Here is an 18,885-nt window from a genome sequence, read left to right on the forward strand (position 1 = left end):
TGTATGCGGGGTGTGTGGTTTGTCAGGAGTAAAGGCCCGCTGCGCAGGCGATCGTTCTGCGGCGGGTGCTCATGGGTGGAATATCAACGAATAGCGGCCGCGTGGTTTTGTCCTGTGTCTAGTACGGACGGGTTCCCTTTCGGGGGTGGCTGTCCTGGAACGGTGCGGGGCGGGGTGATGCGGTTTAGTGTTTGGCACACTGTTGGGTCCTGAGGCAACAGGGCCGGGGGCGGGGGTTTTTTCCCTTGTGTCCGGGTTTTGTTTGTTTCTGGTTTCCTGGCTGCACCGATCGCATGGTTTGCCCTTTTTTTGGGGGTGTGTGTGGGGTGTGTGGTACGGGGTTGTTGTTTGAGAACTACATAGTGGACGCGAGCATCTTTTATAAGAAGCAATTTCCAAGAATATGAACCTGGATCTGTCCGGGCTGGTCTCGCCTTTCGGGGTGTGGCGGGCCTGGGTGGTTTTCATGGTTCTCTCGAAAATTACTCCTTGATCTTTTGTGGTCAAGTTTTTAAGAGCACACGGTGGATGCCTTGGCATTAGGAGCCGAAGAAGGACGTAGGAATCTGCGATAAGCCTGGGGGAGTCGATAACCGGACTGTGATCCCAGGGTGTCCGAATGGGGAAACCCCGCCAGACGCGCGAGTGATCTGGTGACCCGCATCTGAACACATAGGGTGCGTGGAGGGAACGCGGGGAAGTGAAACATCTCAGTACCCGCAGGAAGAGAAAACAACAGTGATTCCGTTAGTAGTGGCGAGCGAACGCGGATCAGGCTAAACCGACCCATGTGTGATAGCCGGCGGGCGTTGCATGGGCGGGGTTGTGGGACTTGTTGTCCTGGTTCTGCCGGACCGGGGAGGTGTGAGTGCTGGTATAGGTGAACGGTCTTGAAAGGCCGGCCGTAGAGGGTGTGAGCCCCGTAACCGTAATGCTGTGCACCGCCTTTGATGAGTATCCCAAGTAGCACGGGGCCCGAGAAATCCCGTGTGAATCTGTCAGGACCACCTGATAAGCCTAAATACTCCCTAATGACCGATAGCGGACCAGTACCGTGAGGGAAAGGTGAAAAGTACCCCGGGAGGGGAGTGAAACAGTACCTGAAACCGTGTGCTTACAATCCGTCGGAGCCAGTCTGATTCTGGTGACGGCGTGCCTTTTGAAGAATGAGCCTGCGAGTTAGTGTTACGTCGCGAGGTTAACCCGTGTGGGGAAGCCGTAGCGAAAGCGAGTCTGAACAGGGCGTTGCAGTGGCGTGATCTAGACCCGAAGCGAAGTGATCTACCCATGGCCAGGTTGAAGCGACGGTAAGACGTCGTGGAGGACCGAACCCACTTCAGTTGAAAATGGAGGGGATGAGCTGTGGGTAGGGGTGAAAGGCCAATCAAACTTCGTGATAGCTGGTTCTCCCCGAAATGCATTTAGGTGCAGCGTTGCGTGTTTCTTACCGGAGGTAGAGCTACTGGATGGCTAATGGGCCCTACAAGGTTACTGACGTCAGCCAAACTCCGAATGCCGGTAAGTGAGAGCGCAGCAGTGAGACTGTGGGGGATAAGCTTCATAGTCGAGAGGGAAACAGCCCAGACCACCAACTAAGGCCCCTAAGCGTGTGCTAAGTGGGAAAGGATGTGGAGTTGCGAAGACAACCAGGAGGTTGGCTTAGAAGCAGCCATCCTTAAAAGAGTGCGTAATAGCTCACTGGTCAAGTGATTCCGCGCCGACAATGTAGCGGGGCTCAAGTACACCGCCGAAGTTGTGGCATTCACATATTTTCCAAGCCTTCGTGGTTCAGGAGTGTGGATGGGTAGGGGAGCGTCGTGTGGGCGGTGAAGTCGCGGTGTAAACCAGCGGTGGAGCCTACACGAGTGAGAATGCAGGCATGAGTAGCGAAAGACGGGTGAGAAACCCGTCCGCCGGATGATCAAGGGTTCCAGGGTCAAGCTAATCTGCCCTGGGTAAGTCGGGACCTAAGGCGAGGCCGACAGGCGTAGTCGATGGACAACGGGTTGATATTCCCGTACCGGCGAAAAACCGCCCATGTTGAACAGGGGATACTAACCGCCCGAGACCTGCCCGACCGTCCTTTGGATGGAAGGGTTTTGGTGGAGCGCGGGACCTGATCCTGGGAGGCAAGCGTATTAACAGGTGTGACGCAGGAAGGTAGCCGAGCCGGGCGATGGTTGTCCCGGTCCAAGGATGTAGGGCGAACGGTAGGCAAATCCGCTGTTCATGTGCCTGAGATCTGACGGGACTCCCGTAAAGGGGGGATTCGGTGATCCTATGCTGCCTAGAAAAGCATCGGCGCGAGGTTTTAGCCGCCCGTACCCCAAACCGACACAGGTGATCAGGTAGAGAATACTAAGGCGATCGAGAGAATTATGGTTAAGGAACTCGGCAAAATGCCCCCGTAACTTCGGGAGAAGGGGGGCCCCAACCTTGAACACCACTTGCTGGTGGGAGGGGATCGGGGCCGCAGAGACCAGGGGGAAGCGACTGTTTACTAAAAACACAGGTCCGTGCGAAGTCGCAAGACGATGTATACGGACTGACTCCTGCCCGGTGCTGGAAGGTTAAGAGGACCGGTTAGCCGCAAGGCGAAGCTGAGAATTTAAGCCCCAGTAAACGGCGGTGGTAACTATAACCATCCTAAGGTAGCGAAATTCCTTGTCGGGTAAGTTCCGACCTGCACGAATGGAGTAACGACTTCCCCGCTGTCTCAACCATAAACTCGGCGAAATTGCAGTACGAGTAAAGATGCTCGTTACGCGCAGCAGGACGGAAAGACCCCGAGACCTTTACTATAGTTTGGTATTGGTGTTCGGAGTGGCTTGTGTAGGATAGGTGGGAGACGTTGAAGCCCGGACGCCAGTTCGGGTGGAGTCATCGTTGAAATACCACTCTGGTCACTTTGGACATCTAACTTCGGCCCGTAATCCGGGTCAGGGACAGTGCCTGATGGGTAGTTTAACTGGGGCGGTTGCCTCCTAAAAAGTAACGGAGGCGCCCAAAGGTTCCCTCAGCCTGGTTGGCAATCAGGTGTCGAGTGTAAGTGCACAAGGGAGCTTGACTGTGAGAGAGACATCTCGAGCAGGGACGAAAGTCGGGACTAGTGATCCGGCGGTACATTGTGGAATGGCCGTCGCTCAACGGATAAAAGGTACCTCGGGGATAACAGGCTGATCTTGCCCAAGAGTCCATATCGACGGCATGGTTTGGCACCTCGATGTCGGCTCGTCGCATCCTGGGGCTGGAGTAGGTCCCAAGGGTTGGGCTGTTCGCCCATTAAAGCGGTACGCGAGCTGGGTTTAGAACGTCGTGAGACAGTTCGGTCCCTATCCGCTGCGCGCGCAGGAAATTTGAGAAGGGCTGTCCTTAGTACGAGAGGACCGGGACGGACGAACCTCTGGTGTGTCAGTTGTACTGCCAAGTGCACCGCTGATTAGCTACGTTCGGATGGGATAACCGCTGAAAGCATCTAAGCGGGAAGCTCGCTTCGAGATGAGATTTCCATACACCTTGTGTGTGAGAGGCCCCCAGCCAGACCACTGGGTTGATAGGCCGGATGTGGAAGCGAGGACTAACGACTCGTGAAGCTGACCGGTACTAATAGGCCGATAACTTACACCACACACTCTTCTTCGTGAACGGATTCAAAAGACGTTCACACCATGGGGAGAGTAAAAAGAAACAAGACTGCTTGCGTCCACTATGTGGTTCCCAACCAACAAACCCGCCACCGGGTTTCACGGTCCAGGAAACCAACAACTCAATAACAACACCACAGCTGCAACAACCTGCAGCAACGTGTGTAACCACAAGTTTTCCCACCCCGGCACACACCGGGGAACGGGACACAGGGTTACGGCGGTCATAGCGTGGGGGAAACGCCCGGTCCCATTCCGAACCCGGAAGCTAAGACCCACAGCGCCGATGGTACTGCACCCGGGAGGGTGTGGGAGAGTAGGTCACCGCCGGACAACCATTAGAAAAACGGTCGAGAGCCCCAACCAGTCATGGTTGGGGCTCTCCCGCATTTAACCCGCCTCTTGTATTCAGCTGGTCCTTACGCTCGTAGTCGCTGTCCCGCCGAGGCTCGATTGGGCCTTGACGACTGTGACCTGCTTGGTTGGTCCGGGCTTGACCGTGAGCGTCCAGGCCCCGAGAGAGTTGGCCTTCACCGTACCCAATCGTGTGGAGGCGCGGCCCGGCGTCACGTCGTACAGCACGACGGTAGCCGAGGTTGCCGCCGTCGAGCCGGTGAACTTGGAAGTTCCGGCGAAAGTCATGTCTTTCTTGAGCCGGTGGCGGGCGGAGGTAATGGTCACGACGTCCTTCTGCCCCACAGGTGCCGCAACAGGGGCAGGTGCCGGCTGCGGTGCTACCGGCGCTGGGGCCGGCTGCGGTGCTAGCGGCGCAGCCACCTCCGTTGGCTGGGTGGTGGTCTGCGGTGCCTGAACCTCTGCCGTGCCTTGTGCCGGTGCCGGTTGCCCGATCGGATGTGGCAGCACTGCTTCGACTGGATGGTTGGGATCGGGGTCGTTCGTGTCGATGCCAACGCTGAACTGGGCCATCATGTCATGGTCCTCGTGAGGCAGGTTGTGGCAGTGGATCATGTAGCGTCCCCGGTGATGTTCGAATTTCATGAGCAGCCGGACCGTCTCGCCTTCGCCGACGTAGACCACGTCCTTGGGCCCGCGTTCATGGGCCAGGGGTGCCTGTCCGTTGCGGCTCAGGACCTGGAAGTCCACCAAGTGAATATGGACAGGATGGAACCAGCCACCCGAACTGTTCTCTATTTCCCAGATTTCCACATCGTTGAGGTCCGGATCAGCGAGGACCTTCCGGTAGCCGCTCTCGACCACTTCGTCCCAGGTCATGCCCCCGATCGTCCAGACGTCGTTGTCCCGCTTCACGCGCATGCGCCGGGTCTTCACCGAATCAGAGGCCTTGAGGCTCATGGTCGTGCTGGGGGCGAGGAGCGTTGGCAGCACCCTGGCGCCGGGTCCGGATGTGTCGACAGGTTCGTTCGTCACATCGAAGGCCATGATCCTGTTGGTGAAGTCATAGTCCACATTGTTTTTGTTGGACAGGTTGCGCAGTTCAACCCGCTTGCCGACGGGATACTTCGAAAAGTCGATGAGAACCTCGTAGCGCTCAGCGCCGCCGTGCCGCCAGGACGTCACCTGCTGGGCGGCGGGCATCAGGCCTCCATCCGTCGCGACCACGGTCATTGCGTCTCCCGTGCTCAGGGAAAAGCGGTAGGAACGCGCAATGGACGCGTTGAGAACCCGGAAGCGGTAGATCCGTCGCTGGACCTTCATCACGGGCCATGGCGCACCGTTGACAAGAATGACGTCGCCCCACAGGCCTGAGTGGGTGTTGTCGTTGTAGCCGAGGGAGCCGTTGGCAGCGAACATGGCGTCAGAAACGGTCAGCGGTACATCGAACTTGCCCTGCGGAAGAATGTTGCCTTCCACTTCGTCGTGCAGATGGTACTGGGCGGCCAAGCCGGAGTAGACGCTCTGGCCCGTATTGTGAACCGCGTGGTCGTGATACCACAGGGTCCGTGCCGGCTGGAAGTTAGGGTATTCGTAATCCTTGCAGTGGTCCCGGCCTGTGAGGTCGTTGGCGTAGCCGTCGAACTGCGGCAGCGACGCTGACCCGTGAAGGTGGGTGGAGGTGTCGAGCCGATACCCCCACTGCGGATGGAACAGGGGCAGCACGTTGTCCATTTCCAGGGTGATGCGTTCGCCCTGGTTCACCTTGATGGTCGGCCCTGGAAATGTTCCGTTATAGCCGAGGATAGGAGTGCTGAGGCCTGGCACGATGTTGGCCCATGCTGCCTTCTGCTGGATCTGGTACAGGTGCCTCTTCTGGCCGTCCGGGTCCACAACGGTGCTTTTGGGCTTGAGCACCTCCGGAATGGGAAGTTCCCTCTGGTAGGGCTTCGGCATGTTGCGGGATGCCAGCTGGCTTGCCGACTTGGCGTTGACTGACGTCAACGGGACGGCTAGGCCAAAGGCGCCGATGATTCCCACTCCACCTATTTGCAGTGCCTGACGGCGTGTAACTGACACGACTACCTCCGACGTCGTTAGAAAGTCCAATTGATTTAGTTGAAGGATGTAATACCTACCCTGCGGAAACCTTGAGGCGGGCAGGGCTGGCAGTGGCCTGCTTTGGGTGGAAGCCACCCAAGCATCACCCCATGTGGGGAGGGGCCGATCAGGTATCTGAGGACATCACAAGGTCGTGGGTGCGCTCAGTAGCGGAACGGTTCCGAGCGCGCACATCGCGGCGTCGGAGAGCCCTGAACAGCTCAGTCGCGGCCGCTACGAGAAGTGCGCCGGCAGCGATGATCCACATGGCTATGCCCGCCGGCTCCACGAACGCCAGAACTGGCTGGTCCCAAGGCTGGCCTACGGCGACCAGCCATTCCTGCCGCCGCGAATCGGGAAGCTGGTCTGCCTGTTGGGCAAGGGCCCAGCCATGCACCGCGTAGAGCGCGGCCACGGCACCTATGGTCACCAGTCTGGAAGCCAGCGACGACCCAGGACCGTCAGCGGCGCGGGCCAGGGAAGCAGTGAAGAGGCAGCCGGAGAGCAATGCCAACAGGGCCATGCCCTGATACCCGAACTGGGTGCGTGACGAGTAGTCCAGCAACGGCGTGTAGTACAGGGCCGCCATCACGGCCCCCAGACCGGCGGCTGCGAAGTAGGGCGCAGACGTGGCACTCAGAACCGGACGCAGCGTCACGGTGAGAGCTTCTGCACCGCCGACCGTTCCGTCCTGCCTGGGCGCAACGGCGAGCCTGGCCAGTGTCAGCGGGGCGGCGGGAACCAGCAGGAGCGGAACGACGGCGATAAGAAGCATCTGGGTCACGACGTGCGCGCTGATCAGATACTCCTGGTAAGCGCGGAGTCCTCCGTTGGTGACCAGGAACAGCAGCGCGACTCCAGTGAACCAAAGGCCGGCTCGGTAGGCAGGCCAGTGCCCGCCACGGTTCCTGACGCGCCGCACTCCGGCCGCATACAGGAACACCGCGACCGCGCAGAGGAAGATCCAAAGGGCGTCGGGCTTCCAGCTGCTGAACACATCCACAGAACCCGGAAGGCGTAGGGATACCTGGGCTGGTGCGGCCTGCGAGACCGTTGGCGGCGGGGTGCGTGCCAGGGCCGCTGCGAGTCCCGATGCGGCTGCCATGACGGCGAGTTCGGCCACGGCCAGAGCTGCGAAAGTGGTCCGTGCCTTGCCTGGGATCGATTCCAGCTTCGTGAGGATCCACTTCCGGTGCAGCGCCCCGAACACGCCCAGAAGTCCCAGAATGGCCGTCTTGGCCAAGAGAATCAGGCCGTACTGTGAAGCCAACCCCTGAACTGATCCGATGCCTGTCAGCCCAGCCGCTACACCCGAGAGTGCCAGGGCAAGGAAGGACAGCAGCGCCAACGTGGAGTAACGCCGGACCGCGGCCAGCAGCTCCGTTTCCAGCGTTCGACGCAGCAGGACGAGGGTTGCCAGGCCGCCGATCCAGATGGCTGCAGCGGCCATGTGCATTACCACCGAAACCGTGCTGTCGGCGTGGCTCGCGCCGCCCGCGGCATGGGAGTTCAGAGCCAGTGGTATCAGCCCCGTGGAAGCCAGCACAGCCGTGACGGCAACAGCCCGCTGTCTCTGGATGCCAAAACACAGGAGCGCCACGGTTGCCGTGATCAGCACTGTTAGAGCGCTTCTCCGGCCAGCATCGACGTCCGTCAGGAAACTGACAAAGATCGCCCCGGAGCCTTCCGAAAACAGCGGCAGGTTAGCCAACGAGTGGAAGGTGAGGACGCTGATCACGGATGCGGCTGCCGTCCAGAGCACTGCAGAAACACCGGCAATGCCCAGTGCCTTCGAGAACGCTCTCCCCTTCGGGGGCAGGGCAAAGAGTGCCAAAATGAGTGGCCCGACAGTACCGGCGGCCGCGACATTGAAAATAAGTTTGGCAACAGGAAGCCCCCAGATGACGGCTGCGCCGGTCCGGTCCAGGAGGGCTGCTTCTTGGCCGGCCCCGGTCGAGTAGGCAATGAACAGTGCCAGTAGCCCGCAACCCAGGATCATGGCAGCAGCGGCCACCGGCTTCGTCCGTGAATTCTTCATGGTTCCCCCTCGGCGGATGCTGTCGGGGCCAGTCTTCCCACGCCTCCTTGGATTTTCCCTGTGGGATGACGCGCTCTGCTGGACCGTGAACACGAATGGCCGCCGCGGCCCGCAACAAATCGAGTGGCCCACGATCCTGTGAGGATGCACACGCCTGCCCTTGGAAGGCCCTCGCCGTTAGTGGCTGGCACCGGCTCTCACCTAGAATTGCTACAGATATGCGGACACCGGATGCTTCACCACGGGTCGCGCAGGACAACCAAACACGGATAAGAGCGGCTGCACATCGCGCCAGTGGTCGGCTCACTACAGGAGGATTCCACCATGGCTGAGCACAAAGGCGGCGGTTACCGCGGCGGAAATGACCGGGGGGACTCGGGAAGCAACCGGGGACGGCAGGGGGGCCCGTTTAGGGGGACCAATAACTCGGGCGGGGATCCGCGGGGCTTCCGCGCCCGTGAAGGCCGCGGTTCTAGCGGTGACCCTGACCGTAAGCCGTTTGGTGATCGTCCGGGCCGTGAGGGCGAGGGTGACCGCCGCGGTTTTGGTGGCGGTGAGCGTAAGCCGTTCTCTGATCGTCCGGGCCGTGAGGGCGAGGGTGACCGCCGCGGTTTTGGTGGCGGTGAGCGTAAGCCGTTTGGTGATCGTCCGCGTCGTGAGGGCGAGGGTGACCGCCGCGGTTTTGGTGGCGGTGAGCGTAAGCCGTTTGGTGATCGTCCGCGTCGTGAGGGCGAGGGTGACCGCCGCAGCTTTGGTGGCGGTGAGCGTAAGCCGTTTGGTGATCGTCCGCGTCGTGAGGGCGAGGGTGACCGCCGCAGCTTTGGTGGCGGTGAGCGTAAGCCGTTTGGTGATCGTCCGCGTCGTGAGGGCGAGGGTGACCGCCGCGGTTTTGGTGGCGGTGAGCGTAAGCCGTTTGGTGATCGTCCGCGCCGTGAGGGCGAGGGTGACCGCCGCGGTTTTGGTGGCGGTGAGCGTAAGCCGTTTGGTGACCGTGACCGTAAGCCGTTCGGTGACCGTCCGCGCCGTGAGGGCGAGGGCGACCGCCGCAGCTTTGGCGGGGGAGACAACCGCCGCCCGTTCGGCGACCGCCAGGACCGCCCACCCCGCGAGGACCGTGCACCCCGAAGCTTTGACCGCGGCGACTCCGGCCCCCGCCAGTTCGGCCGCGACAGGGCTGAGGACCGCCCCGCACGCGTTCCCAACGCCGGCGACCTTCGCAGCGCCAACCGCCCGGACCGTGAGCGTTCGCCCGAAATCGATGAGGACGTCACGGGCAAGGAACTTGACCGCGCGACGCAGCACCAGATCAAGACCCTGGAAGCCAACAGCGCGGAATGGGTGGCCCGCCACCTCGTGATGGCCGGACGGCTCATCGACGACGAGCCCGAACTGGCGTTCCAGCATGCCCTCGCCGCCAGCCGCCGGGGCGGACGCCTTGCCGCCGTCCGCGAGGCAGTGGGCCTGACAGCTTACGCCGCCGGACACTACGGTGAGGCCCTGCGCGAGTTCCGCACCTACCGGCGGATCAGCGGTTCCAACGTCCACCTGCCCGTCATGGCGGACTGCGAACGTGGCCTGGGCCGGCCCGACCGCGCCCTGGACGTCGTCCGTTCCGAGGAGGCCCAGGACCTCGATGCGCCCGGCAAGGTGGAGTTGGCGATTGTCGCCTCCGGGGCCCGCGGCGACCTTGGCCAGCTGGACGCCGCCGTGGCGGAGCTGGAGATCCCGCAACTGGACCTCAACCGCGCCTTTTCCTACAGCCCGCGCCTGTTCCGCGCCTATGCGGATGCCCTGACGGCCGTTGGCCGCGAAACCGAGGCCGGAAAGTGGCAGCGGCAGGCCGTCGTGGCTGAGGAAGCCCTGGGGTTGGGCATGGCCGAGGAACCCGACATCATCGACCTCGGCTGGGACGAGGAAGAGGAAGCCCGGGAAGAAGCCGAACGCCGGAAGCGGATTGCGCAGGCCGCAGGCACGTCGGCGCAGGACGGAACCGATTCTTCCGGCAGCCAGGCTGCCCCGGGCGTCAGCGCCGAGGGGGAAGCTGCCGCACAGCGGCCCTCAGGTGACCTTGCAGACGAAAACCTGGACGATGCGGAAACGGATTACTTCGAATCCGACGACGCCGAGTCCGACGAGGATTCCGCCGAGCCCGACGAGGACGCTGAAACCGGGGACGCAGAAGCTGAGCACACCGAACAGCAGGATGCTGACCGGCGCCAAGACGGCACGGAGGACTAGCCCCGCATGAGTGATGCCCAACTGATCTCGCGGTTCGACGCGCTGTTGTCCGACCTGGACGGCGTGGTCTACGCCGGCGCCCACGCCATCCCCGGAGCGGTGGAGTCACTGCAGCGGCTGGCCGGGATCGGAGTCGGCCTGGGATACGTCACCAACAACGCCTCCCGCACGCCTGCGCAGGTGGCCGCCCACCTGCGCGATCTTGGCGCCCCCGCTGAGGACCAGCAGGTGGTGAGCTCCTCCCAGGCCGGGGCCGACCTGCTGGCGTCGCTGCTGTCCCCGGGCGCTGCCGTGCTCATTACCGGAAGCCCGGCACTGGCCCACGAGGTTGAGCTCGTTGGCCTGAAGCCGGTCCACGGCGCCCAGGACAACCCCGTGGCCGTGGTGCAGGGCTTCAACCCTGCCATCGGCTGGAAGGACCTCGCCGAGGCAGCATTCGTCCTGGCCGACGCGGACGTGCTGTGGGTTGCCACGAACACGGACATGTCCATCCCGCAGGCCCGCGGGATGGCTCCCGGCAACGGAACCCTTGTGGGCGCCGTGGCCGCGGCAACCGGCCGGCGGCCGCTCGTCGCCGGCAAGCCGGAGGCTCCGCTGTTTCACGCCGCGGCCAAGCGGCTGTCGTCGGACCGGCCGCTGGTGGTCGGCGACCGGCTGGACACCGACATCCTGGGCGGCAACCGGGCGGGCTTCGCCACGGTGGCCGTGCTGACCGGCGTCGACACACTGGAAACCATCCTGGCGGCCCGGACCGAAGAGCGGCCCCGCTACATCATCCGGGACCTTGCCGGCCTCTACGAGGCGTATCCGGAAATCGATAACGACGGCGGGACGTTCCGTTGCGGGAACGCCACCGCAACCGTGGCCGGAGACGCCATCCGCATCACAGGGCACAAGGACAACCTCGATTCGTGGCGCGCTGCGTGTGCCGCGTGGTGGGCGGCCCTGCCCGACGCCGACAGCCCCACAGCTCCCGAACTCCAGTGGCTGGATCAATAGACTGGTGCCATGCCCGAGTTGAACAACGACCCGTCGGACGGTGGAGTAACGGATACAGCGGTGCCAGAGACCGCCTGGCCGGAGCTGACCCTGCCCGGCAGCCGCGCTGACGCCGGTATCGCCGACCCAGCGGTGCTGGCCATCCTGGACCGGGTCCGCCAGGTCCCCGGACTCCCGGTTTCGGAGCACCCCGCCGCCTATGCAGACATGCACGACGCCCTGCTGGAAGCCCTGAACGAAGAGCCGCAGCATGAAGAGCCGCGTGTACAGGTGCAGCCTGGTCCGGGTGCCGCCTGACCATGCCCAGACTCGACCAACTGCTCGTCAGCAGGGGACTGGCGCGGTCCCGCACGCACGCCGCCCGGCTCATCGCCGAGGGCAAAGTGTCCTCCGCGGGCGACATCCTCGCCAAAGCGTCGCTGCAGGTGGGCGACGACCGTGACCTGAGCGTCGCGGAAGACGCGGCAGACGCGTACGTCAGCAGGGCCGGCCACAAACTGGCCGGGGCGCTCGATGCTTTCCCCGAAGTCGCCGTCGGCGGTAAACGCTGCCTTGACGCCGGAGCCTCCACGGGCGGCTTCACTGATGTCCTGCTGCGGCGGGGCGCCGCGCACGTGGTGGCCGTCGACGTCGGGCACGGCCAGCTGGTGCCGCAGCTCCGCAGCGATCCGCGCGTGAGCGTGCATGAAGGTTTGAACGTCCGCTACATGGACCCCGGCCAGATCGGTGGCCGGGCCGAGGTCACAGTTGCCGACCTGTCCTTCATCTCCCTGACGCTGGTGCTGGCGCCGCTGGCAGCCTGCACGGCCCCGGGCGGCCACCTGGTTCTCATGGTCAAGCCGCAGTTCGAGATCGGCAAGGAGCGGCTCGCCCGCACGGGCGTGGTCACCTCGGAGCGCGAACGGCGGCTCGCTGTCGGTAAAGTGGCGGGGGCGGCGCTCGACGCCGGCCTGGAACTGCGGGGACTGGCCACCAGCCCGTTGCGTGGCCAGGACGGAAATGTCGAATACTTCCTGTGGATAACGCAAAGAATGTCCGAAGACTTGCCTAAGATCGAAGAGCGGGACGCAGCCGTTGCTGCGTTGCTGGGAAAGATCTGGCCGAACCACTAGAGAGCGGAACGCGATGAGCAGGCGTGTACTGGTACTTGCCCATACCGGCCGCGAGGAATCCCTGAAAGCGGCCTGGGAGGCATGTGCCCAGCTCCACGCCTTCGGCATCATCCCCGTCATGCAGAAGTCCGAACTGGGCGACATGGAGGGCTTCTTTGGGCAGCTGGAGGAGCCGGTCGAAATCCTCCACGACCATATCCAGCTTCCGGACGTCGAACTGGTCATGGTGCTGGGCGGGGACGGGACCATCCTGCGGGCGGCTGAGCTGGTCCGCGAAGTGGATGTGCCGCTGCTGGGCGTGAACCTTGGCCATGTCGGCTTTCTCGCCGAAAGTGAGCGTGCGGATCTCGCCCAGACGGTCGAATGGATCGCCAGCCGTGAATACACGGTGGAGGAGCGCATGACCATCGACGTCCAGGTCTGGGTCCGCGGCCAGAAGATCTGGCATACCTGGGCCCTGAACGAGGCCGCCATCGAAAAAGGCGACCGCGAGCGCATGCTGGAACTGGTCACCGAGGTGGACGAACGCCCGCTGACCTCCTTCGGCTGCGACGGCTTGGTGCTGGCCACCCCCACCGGATCCACGGCCTACGCGTTCTCTGCCGGCGGCCCCGTCGTGTGGCCGGAAGTGGAGGCCCTCCTGATTGTGCCGATCAGCGCGCATGCCCTCTTCGCCAAGCCGTTGGTGGTTTCGCCCCGTTCCAGGCTGGCTGTGGAAGTCCTCAACAGGACGGACGCCGTGGGCGTGTTGTGGTGTGACGGCAGACGTTCCGTGGACCTGCCTCCAGGCGCCCGCGTGGAGGTCACCAGGTCCGCCACGCCTGTCCGCCTGGCCCGCACGCACCAGACCCCGTTCTCGGCGCGGCTGGTCCGCAAGTTCCAGCTTCCCATCCATGGCTGGCGCGGCCCCGTACCTCAATCCGAGGAAATCCATACCGGTCCAGTGCCGATTGTGCGCACGCCCCGGACCGTGGCGCCGCCTTCGGGCCTTCGGGCGCACGAACCCGGTTCAGAATCCGATCCTCCGACTGAAAAGTGAACCATGCTTGAAGAACTGAGAATCCGCGATCTCGGCGTCATCACCGACGCCACGCTGCCGCTGGGCCCCGGGCTCAGCGTGGTCACCGGCGAGACCGGTGCCGGCAAGACCATGGTGGTCACCGCCGTCGGGCTGCTGTTGGGAGCCCGGTCTGACGCCGGCGCCGTGCGCAGCGGTGCCAAGAGCGCCTCTGCCGAAGCGGTGGTGCAGTTGCAGTCCGGGCATTTCGCCCTGGAACGCGCCAGGGACGCCGGTGCTGAGGTTGAGGAGTTCGACGGCGGCGCGGAACTGCTGCTGTCGCGGCGGCTGGGTGCCGACGGACGCAGCAGGGCCTTCCTCGGCGGGCGGGCCGCTCCGGTAGGGGTGCTGGCCGAAATCGGCGAGTCCCTCGTGGTGGTGCACGGGCAGACAGACCAGATCCGGCTCAAGGGTGCCGTGGCACAGCGCGAAGCCCTCGACAAGTTCGCAGGGGGTGGGCTGGCGTCGGCGCTCAGCGGATTCCAGGACCTTTACACGTCCTGGAAATCCAGCCAGGCAGAGCTGGACTCACTGCGCAGCGCGGAGCGCGAGCGGCTCCGCGAGGCTGAGTCCCTGGAGGCCGCGCTGGCGGAGATCGACGCCGTGGACCCGCAGGCGGGGGAGGACGAGGCCCTGAAGGCCGAGGCCGTGAAGCTGGCCAATGTCGAGGAACTCCGCATCGCCGCCAGCACCGCGCACCAGGCCCTCATTGCCGAGGACTTTGGCGAGGCCGGCGACGCCACGTCGCTTGTCGATGCGGCCAAGCGGACCCTGGAACACGTGGCCGAACACGACGAGGAGCTCGGATCGGCAGCGGCCCGCCTCGCCGAGGTGGGATTCCTGCTCAACGACATCGCCACCGAGCTGGCCAGCTACCAGGCCGGGCTGGACTCGGAGGGACCGGAGCGCCTGGCCGAAATCGAGGAACGCCGGGCGTCCCTGGCCAAGCTGGTCCGGAAGTACGCGCCGAGCATCGACGAGGTCCTTGAATGGGCGGAGAACGCCCGGGCGCGCTTTGACGAACTGCAGGGCGACTCCACACGGATCGAAAATCTGGAAGCCGAGGTGGCCAGGGCCGCGGCCGAGCTGAAGAAACAGGCCGCGGGTATCAGCAAGGTCCGCACCAAAGCCGCCAAGGACCTTTCCGCCCGGGTCAGCGCCGAGCTGAAGGCACTCGCCATGGCCGATGCCACCCTGGTGATCACCATCGAGGCCGCCGCCCAGTTGGGACCCCACGGCGGGGATGAGATCTCCTTCCTGTTGCAGCCGCACTCCGGCGCCCCCGCCCGGCCGCTGGGCAAGGGCGCGTCCGGCGGTGAGCTCTCCAGGGTCATGCTGGCCATCGAGGTGGTGCTGGCGGCCGTGGACCCCGTGCCGACGTTCGTGTTCGACGAGGTGGACGCCGGTGTGGGCGGGCGTGCCGCCGTCGAGATCGGCCGGCGGCTGGCCATGCTGGCGCGCCATGTTCAGGTGCTGGTGGTGACGCACCTGCCGCAGGTTGCGGCGTTCGCCGACCAGCACATCCGTGTGACCAAGACCTCGGTGCGCGGCTCCGACGGCTCCACCGACAAGGGCTTCACCTCCAGCGACGTCCAGCTCCTGGACGAGGCCGAACGCGTCAGGGAACTGGCCCGGATGCTGGCAGGCCAGGAGGACTCCGAAACCGCCCAGGCGCACGCCCAGGAGCTTCTGGACGACGCCAAGCTCCTGCCCCAGCAGGCCTGAGCCCGGTGAAGGCCCTGCAGTCCCGGGCCAACCCCTTGCCGGGAGCGCGCGGACAGGGAAAACTGAAGCCTTTGGGGACGCATACCCGATCCGTGGAAGGCTCAATTGATGATAGGCTCGAATTCCGTGGTGCAGCGATCAAATTCCCGTATAAATTCCCGGTTCCCGGGCTCGTCCAAGACGACCAAACACATCTTCGTCACCGGCGGTGTGGCGTCCTCGCTAGGCAAGGGACTGACGGCCTCAAGCCTCGGCCACCTACTGCGGGCACGCGGCTTGTCTGTAACTATGCAGAAGCTCGATCCCTATCTGAATGTGGATCCGGGCACGATGAACCCCTTCCAGCACGGCGAGGTTTTCGTCACAGACGACGGTGCTGAAACCGACCTCGACATCGGACACTACGAGCGCTTCCTCGACGAAAACCTCGAGGGCTCGGCCAACGTGACCACCGGCCAGGTCTACTCCACCGTCATCGCCAAAGAACGCCGCGGCGAGTACCTCGGGGACACCGTCCAGGTCATCCCGCACATCACCGATGAGATCAAGCGCCGGATGCGGCTTCCCGCCGAGGGCAAGAACGCTCCGGACGTCATCATCACGGAGATCGGCGGCACGGTCGGCGACATCGAGTCGCAGCCCTTCCTCGAGTCCGCGCGCCAGGTCCGCCAGGACATCGGCCGGACCAACGTCTTCTTCCTCCACGTTTCCCTGGTCCCGTACATCGGTCCTTCGCAGGAACTGAAGACCAAGCCCACGCAGCACTCCGTGGCCGCACTCCGGTCCATCGGCATCCAGCCGGAAGCCATCGTGATCCGCTCTGACCGCGAAGTTCCCGATGCCATGCGCGAGAAGATCGGCCGCATGTGCGACGTCGACATCGACGCCGTGGTCAACGCCGCCGACGCTCCCAGCATCTACGACATCCCCAAGACCCTGCACACCCAGGGCTTGGATTCGTACATTGTCCGGGCGCTGGACCTGCCGTTCAAGGACGTGGACTGGACCAGCTGGGACAAGCTCCTCGAAGCTGTCCACAACCCCAAGCATGAGGTCGAGGTTGCCCTGGTGGGCAAGTACATCGACCTCCCGGACGCTTACCTCTCCGTCACGGAGGCCCTGCGCGCCGGCGGATTCGCCAACAATGCCAAGGTCAAAATCCGCTGGGTGCCGTCCGACGAATGCGAAAGCCACGAAGGTGCGGTTCGCTCCCTTGAGGGTGTGGACGCCATCTGTGTTCCCGGCGGCTTCGGCATCCGCGGCCTGGAAGGCAAGCTGGGCGCTCTGAAGTTTGCACGCGAGTCCCGTCTGCCCGTGCTGGGCCTTTGCCTCGGCCTGCAGTGCATGGTCATCGAGTACGCGCGCAACGTCGTCGGCCTGGAGGGTGCCTCCTCCAGCGAATTCGAGCCGGACTCCAAGTACCCGGTCATCGCCACGATGGAAGAGCAGCTGGAATTCGTCGAGGGCCGCGGCGACCTCGGCGGCACCATGCGCCTTGGCCTCTACGAGGCCAAGCTGGCCGAGGGCTCGGTCATCGCCGAGACCTACGGCACCACCACCGTCAGTGAACGCCACCGCCACCGCTACGAGGTGAACAACAAGTACCGCGAGCAGATTGCTGCCGAGGGCCTGGTGTTCTCCGGCACGTCGCCGGACGGCAAGCTGGTGGAATACGTGGAACTGCCCCGCGAGGTTCACCCCTACTACGTGGCCACCCAGGCGCACCCGGAACTGAGCTCGCGGCCCACCAGGCCGCACCCGCTCTTTGCCGGCCTGGTGAAGGCGGCCCTGGACCACCAGAGCGGCAGCGCCGGGAGCGGTTTCGAACCCGCCGCGGCCGGCTCCGGCGAAGCCGCCGCAGAGTAATTTCACAACACCCATAGAGTAAGGACGGCGCGATGCCCGGCAATTCTGAAGACACCCCTGCTGTTCGGCAGGTTTCGGATGCGCCGAGCCCGCGCCGTCTGCTCTCCCGTGAGCGGGTCTACAACGGCCGGATCTGGGACGTTGTCAGCGACAGCTTCAAGCTCACCGCCGAGGGTGATCCCTTGGTCCGGGACTACATCGAGCACCCCGGGGCCGTCGCTGTGCTCCCCATGAACGACGACGGCGAGGTGCTGCTGATCAAGCAGTACCGCCACCCGGTGGGCATGGACCTGTGGGAGATTCCCGCTGGCCTGCTCGACGTCGAGGGGGAGGACTTCGTGGTGGGCGCCGCACGGGAGCTCGCCGAGGAAGCCGACCTGATCGCCAGTGACTGGAATGTCCTGGTGGACTTTTACAATTCGCCCGGATCCTCCAGCGAGGCGATCCGCATCTACCTGGCCCGCGGCCTCACCGAGGTCCCGCATCACGAACTCCACGTCCGCACGGATGAGGAAGCGGAAATCGAGCTGCACTGGATCCCGCTGGAGGATGCCGTTGCCGCAGTGCTGGAGGGACGCCTGCACAACCCGTCCGCCGTCGTCGGAATCCTCGCGGCCGCCGCCGCGAAAGCCGACAGCTTCAGCGGACTACGGCCGGGCGACGCCCCCTGGCCAGCCCACCCCAGCCAGCGCTGATGTCCGCGGACACGGCGGCACCGGAGAATTCTTCCGCCATGGCGGCAGCAAAGCTGATAGACGGCGCGGACGCGGCACCGCCGGGACGGCCCCGCACGGCCATTGACCGCGGCGTGACCGACTACCTCCAGCACATGGGCGTCGAACGAGGCCTGGCCGCGAACACGCTGTCTGCGTACCGCCGTGACCTCGCCCGGTACTCGACCTACCTCGCCGCGCAGGGCCTCAACAACCCGGCTGACATCACCCGCCACCACGTCACGGGCTTCGCCCAAGCGCTCTCCGACGGAGCCGACGGCGGCACTCCCCTAGGGGTGCGTTCCGCAGCGCGGACCGTGGTGGCCGTCCGCGGACTCCATCGCTTTTGGGCGCTGGAAGGGATGACGACGGCGGACCCCGCCAGCGACGTCCACCCGCCGATGCCCGGCAAACGGCTGCCCAAGGCCATCACCGTGGAGGAAGTCACCAGGATCCTGGAAGCCGCCGGTACTGACACCGCAACCGGCCTCCGGGACCGGGCGCTGCTCGAATTCCTCTACTCCACCGGAGCCCGGATCAGCGAAGCCGTGGGCCTGGACGTCGACGACCTCTCGGTGCAGGCCGCCGAATCCGGCCCGGCCATCGTGCGGCTGTTTGGCAAGGGCTCCAAGGAACGCCTCGTCCCGCTCGGCTCATTCGCGGCCCGCGCCCTGGACGCCTACCTGGTCCGGGGCCGCCCACTGCTCGTGGGGAAAGGCAAGGGCACCCCTGCGCTGTTCCTCAACGCAAGGGGCGGGCGCATCAGCCGGCAAAGCGCCTGGACCATCCTGAAAGCCGCGGCGGACAAGGCCCATATCACCAAGGATGTGTCCCCGCACACGCTGCGGCACTCCTTCGCCACCCACCTGCTCGAAGGCGGAGCGGATGTCCGCGTGGTCCAGGAGCTGCTCGGCCATGCCTCGGTGACCACCACACAGGTGTATACCCTGGTGACCGCCGACACGCTGCGGGAAGTCTACGCCGCAGCACACCCCCGGGCACTGGGGTAGGCCCAGCTGGGGAAGCCCAGTGCTGGGGT

The 18,885-nt window shown here is 64.2% G+C and carries 12 protein-coding genes and 2 rRNA genes; 11 read left to right on the forward strand and 3 right to left on the reverse strand.

The window, feature by feature from the left end:
• Positions 1–501: 501 nt before the first annotated feature.
• Positions 502–3,628, forward strand: a 23S ribosomal RNA gene (locus tag QFZ33_RS09330).
• A 232-nt stretch (positions 3,629–3,860) separates the two neighbouring features.
• A 5S ribosomal RNA gene (gene rrf / locus QFZ33_RS09335) occupies positions 3,861–3,977 on the forward strand.
• A 75-nt stretch (positions 3,978–4,052) separates the two neighbouring features.
• Here the strand turns inward: rrf and QFZ33_RS09340 are convergent.
• The 3 genes from QFZ33_RS09340 to QFZ33_RS09350 form a co-directional block, all read right to left on the reverse strand.
• On the reverse strand, positions 4,053–6,077 hold the full coding sequence (locus QFZ33_RS09340) for a multicopper oxidase family protein (protein WP_307026825.1): 2,025 nt from the start codon (positions 6,075–6,077) through the stop codon (positions 4,053–4,055).
• A gap of 148 nt (positions 6,078–6,225) precedes the next feature.
• Positions 6,226–8,136 (reverse strand): cytochrome c oxidase assembly protein, encoded by a 1,911-nt coding sequence (locus tag QFZ33_RS09345; protein WP_307026828.1) that lies wholly within the window; start codon positions 8,134–8,136, stop codon positions 6,226–6,228.
• Between the two features lie 306 nt (positions 8,137–8,442).
• Positions 8,443–9,540, reverse strand: a complete 1,098-nt coding sequence (locus QFZ33_RS09350) for a hypothetical protein (RefSeq protein ID WP_307026830.1) — start codon at positions 9,538–9,540, stop codon at positions 8,443–8,445.
• On the opposite strand from QFZ33_RS09350, the gene QFZ33_RS09355 reads away from it, so the two are divergent.
• From QFZ33_RS09355 to xerD, 9 genes are all read left to right on the forward strand, one after another.
• A complete protein-coding gene (locus QFZ33_RS09355) occupies positions 9,493–10,374 on the forward strand; it encodes a hypothetical protein (RefSeq protein WP_307026831.1) in 882 nt (293 codons plus the stop codon). The two genes, QFZ33_RS09350 and QFZ33_RS09355, sit on opposite strands and share 48 nt — an antisense overlap.
• Positions 10,375–10,380: 6 nt before the next feature.
• Positions 10,381–11,373, forward strand: coding sequence for an HAD-IIA family hydrolase (locus QFZ33_RS09360; RefSeq protein WP_307026833.1), 993 nt, complete (start codon positions 10,381–10,383; stop codon positions 11,371–11,373).
• 9 nt (positions 11,374–11,382) lie between these two features.
• On the forward strand, positions 11,383–11,670 hold the full coding sequence (locus QFZ33_RS09365; RefSeq protein WP_307026834.1) for a hypothetical protein: 288 nt from the start codon (positions 11,383–11,385) through the stop codon (positions 11,668–11,670).
• A gap of 2 nt (positions 11,671–11,672) precedes the next feature.
• Positions 11,673–12,485, forward strand: a complete 813-nt coding sequence (locus tag QFZ33_RS09370; protein ID WP_307026836.1) for a TlyA family RNA methyltransferase — start codon at positions 11,673–11,675, stop codon at positions 12,483–12,485.
• A 13-nt stretch (positions 12,486–12,498) separates the two neighbouring features.
• The gene (locus tag QFZ33_RS09375; RefSeq protein ID WP_307026838.1) at positions 12,499–13,524 is read left to right on the forward strand and encodes an NAD kinase; all 1,026 of its coding nucleotides are present in this window, start codon (positions 12,499–12,501) and stop codon (positions 13,522–13,524) included.
• Between the two features lie 3 nt (positions 13,525–13,527).
• Complete coding sequence (gene recN / locus QFZ33_RS09380) at positions 13,528–15,267, forward strand: DNA repair protein RecN (protein ID WP_307026840.1); 1,740 nt, start codon at positions 13,528–13,530, stop codon at positions 15,265–15,267.
• Positions 15,268–15,375: 108 nt separating this feature from the next.
• Positions 15,376–17,133, forward strand: a complete 1,758-nt coding sequence (locus tag QFZ33_RS09385; protein ID WP_307026842.1) for a CTP synthase — start codon at positions 15,376–15,378, stop codon at positions 17,131–17,133.
• Between the two features lie 32 nt (positions 17,134–17,165).
• The gene (locus QFZ33_RS09390; RefSeq protein ID WP_307026844.1) at positions 17,166–17,828 is read left to right on the forward strand and encodes an NUDIX domain-containing protein; all 663 of its coding nucleotides are present in this window, start codon (positions 17,166–17,168) and stop codon (positions 17,826–17,828) included.
• Positions 17,828–18,856, forward strand: a complete 1,029-nt coding sequence (gene xerD / locus QFZ33_RS09395) for a site-specific tyrosine recombinase XerD (protein ID WP_373427251.1) — start codon at positions 17,828–17,830, stop codon at positions 18,854–18,856. The genes QFZ33_RS09390 and xerD overlap by 1 nt, the downstream gene beginning before the upstream one ends.
• The last annotated feature ends 29 nt before the right edge of the window (positions 18,857–18,885 follow it).

This window comes from Arthrobacter globiformis (assembly GCF_030815865.1).
Lineage (GTDB): Bacteria > Actinomycetota > Actinomycetes > Actinomycetales > Micrococcaceae > Arthrobacter > Arthrobacter globiformis_B.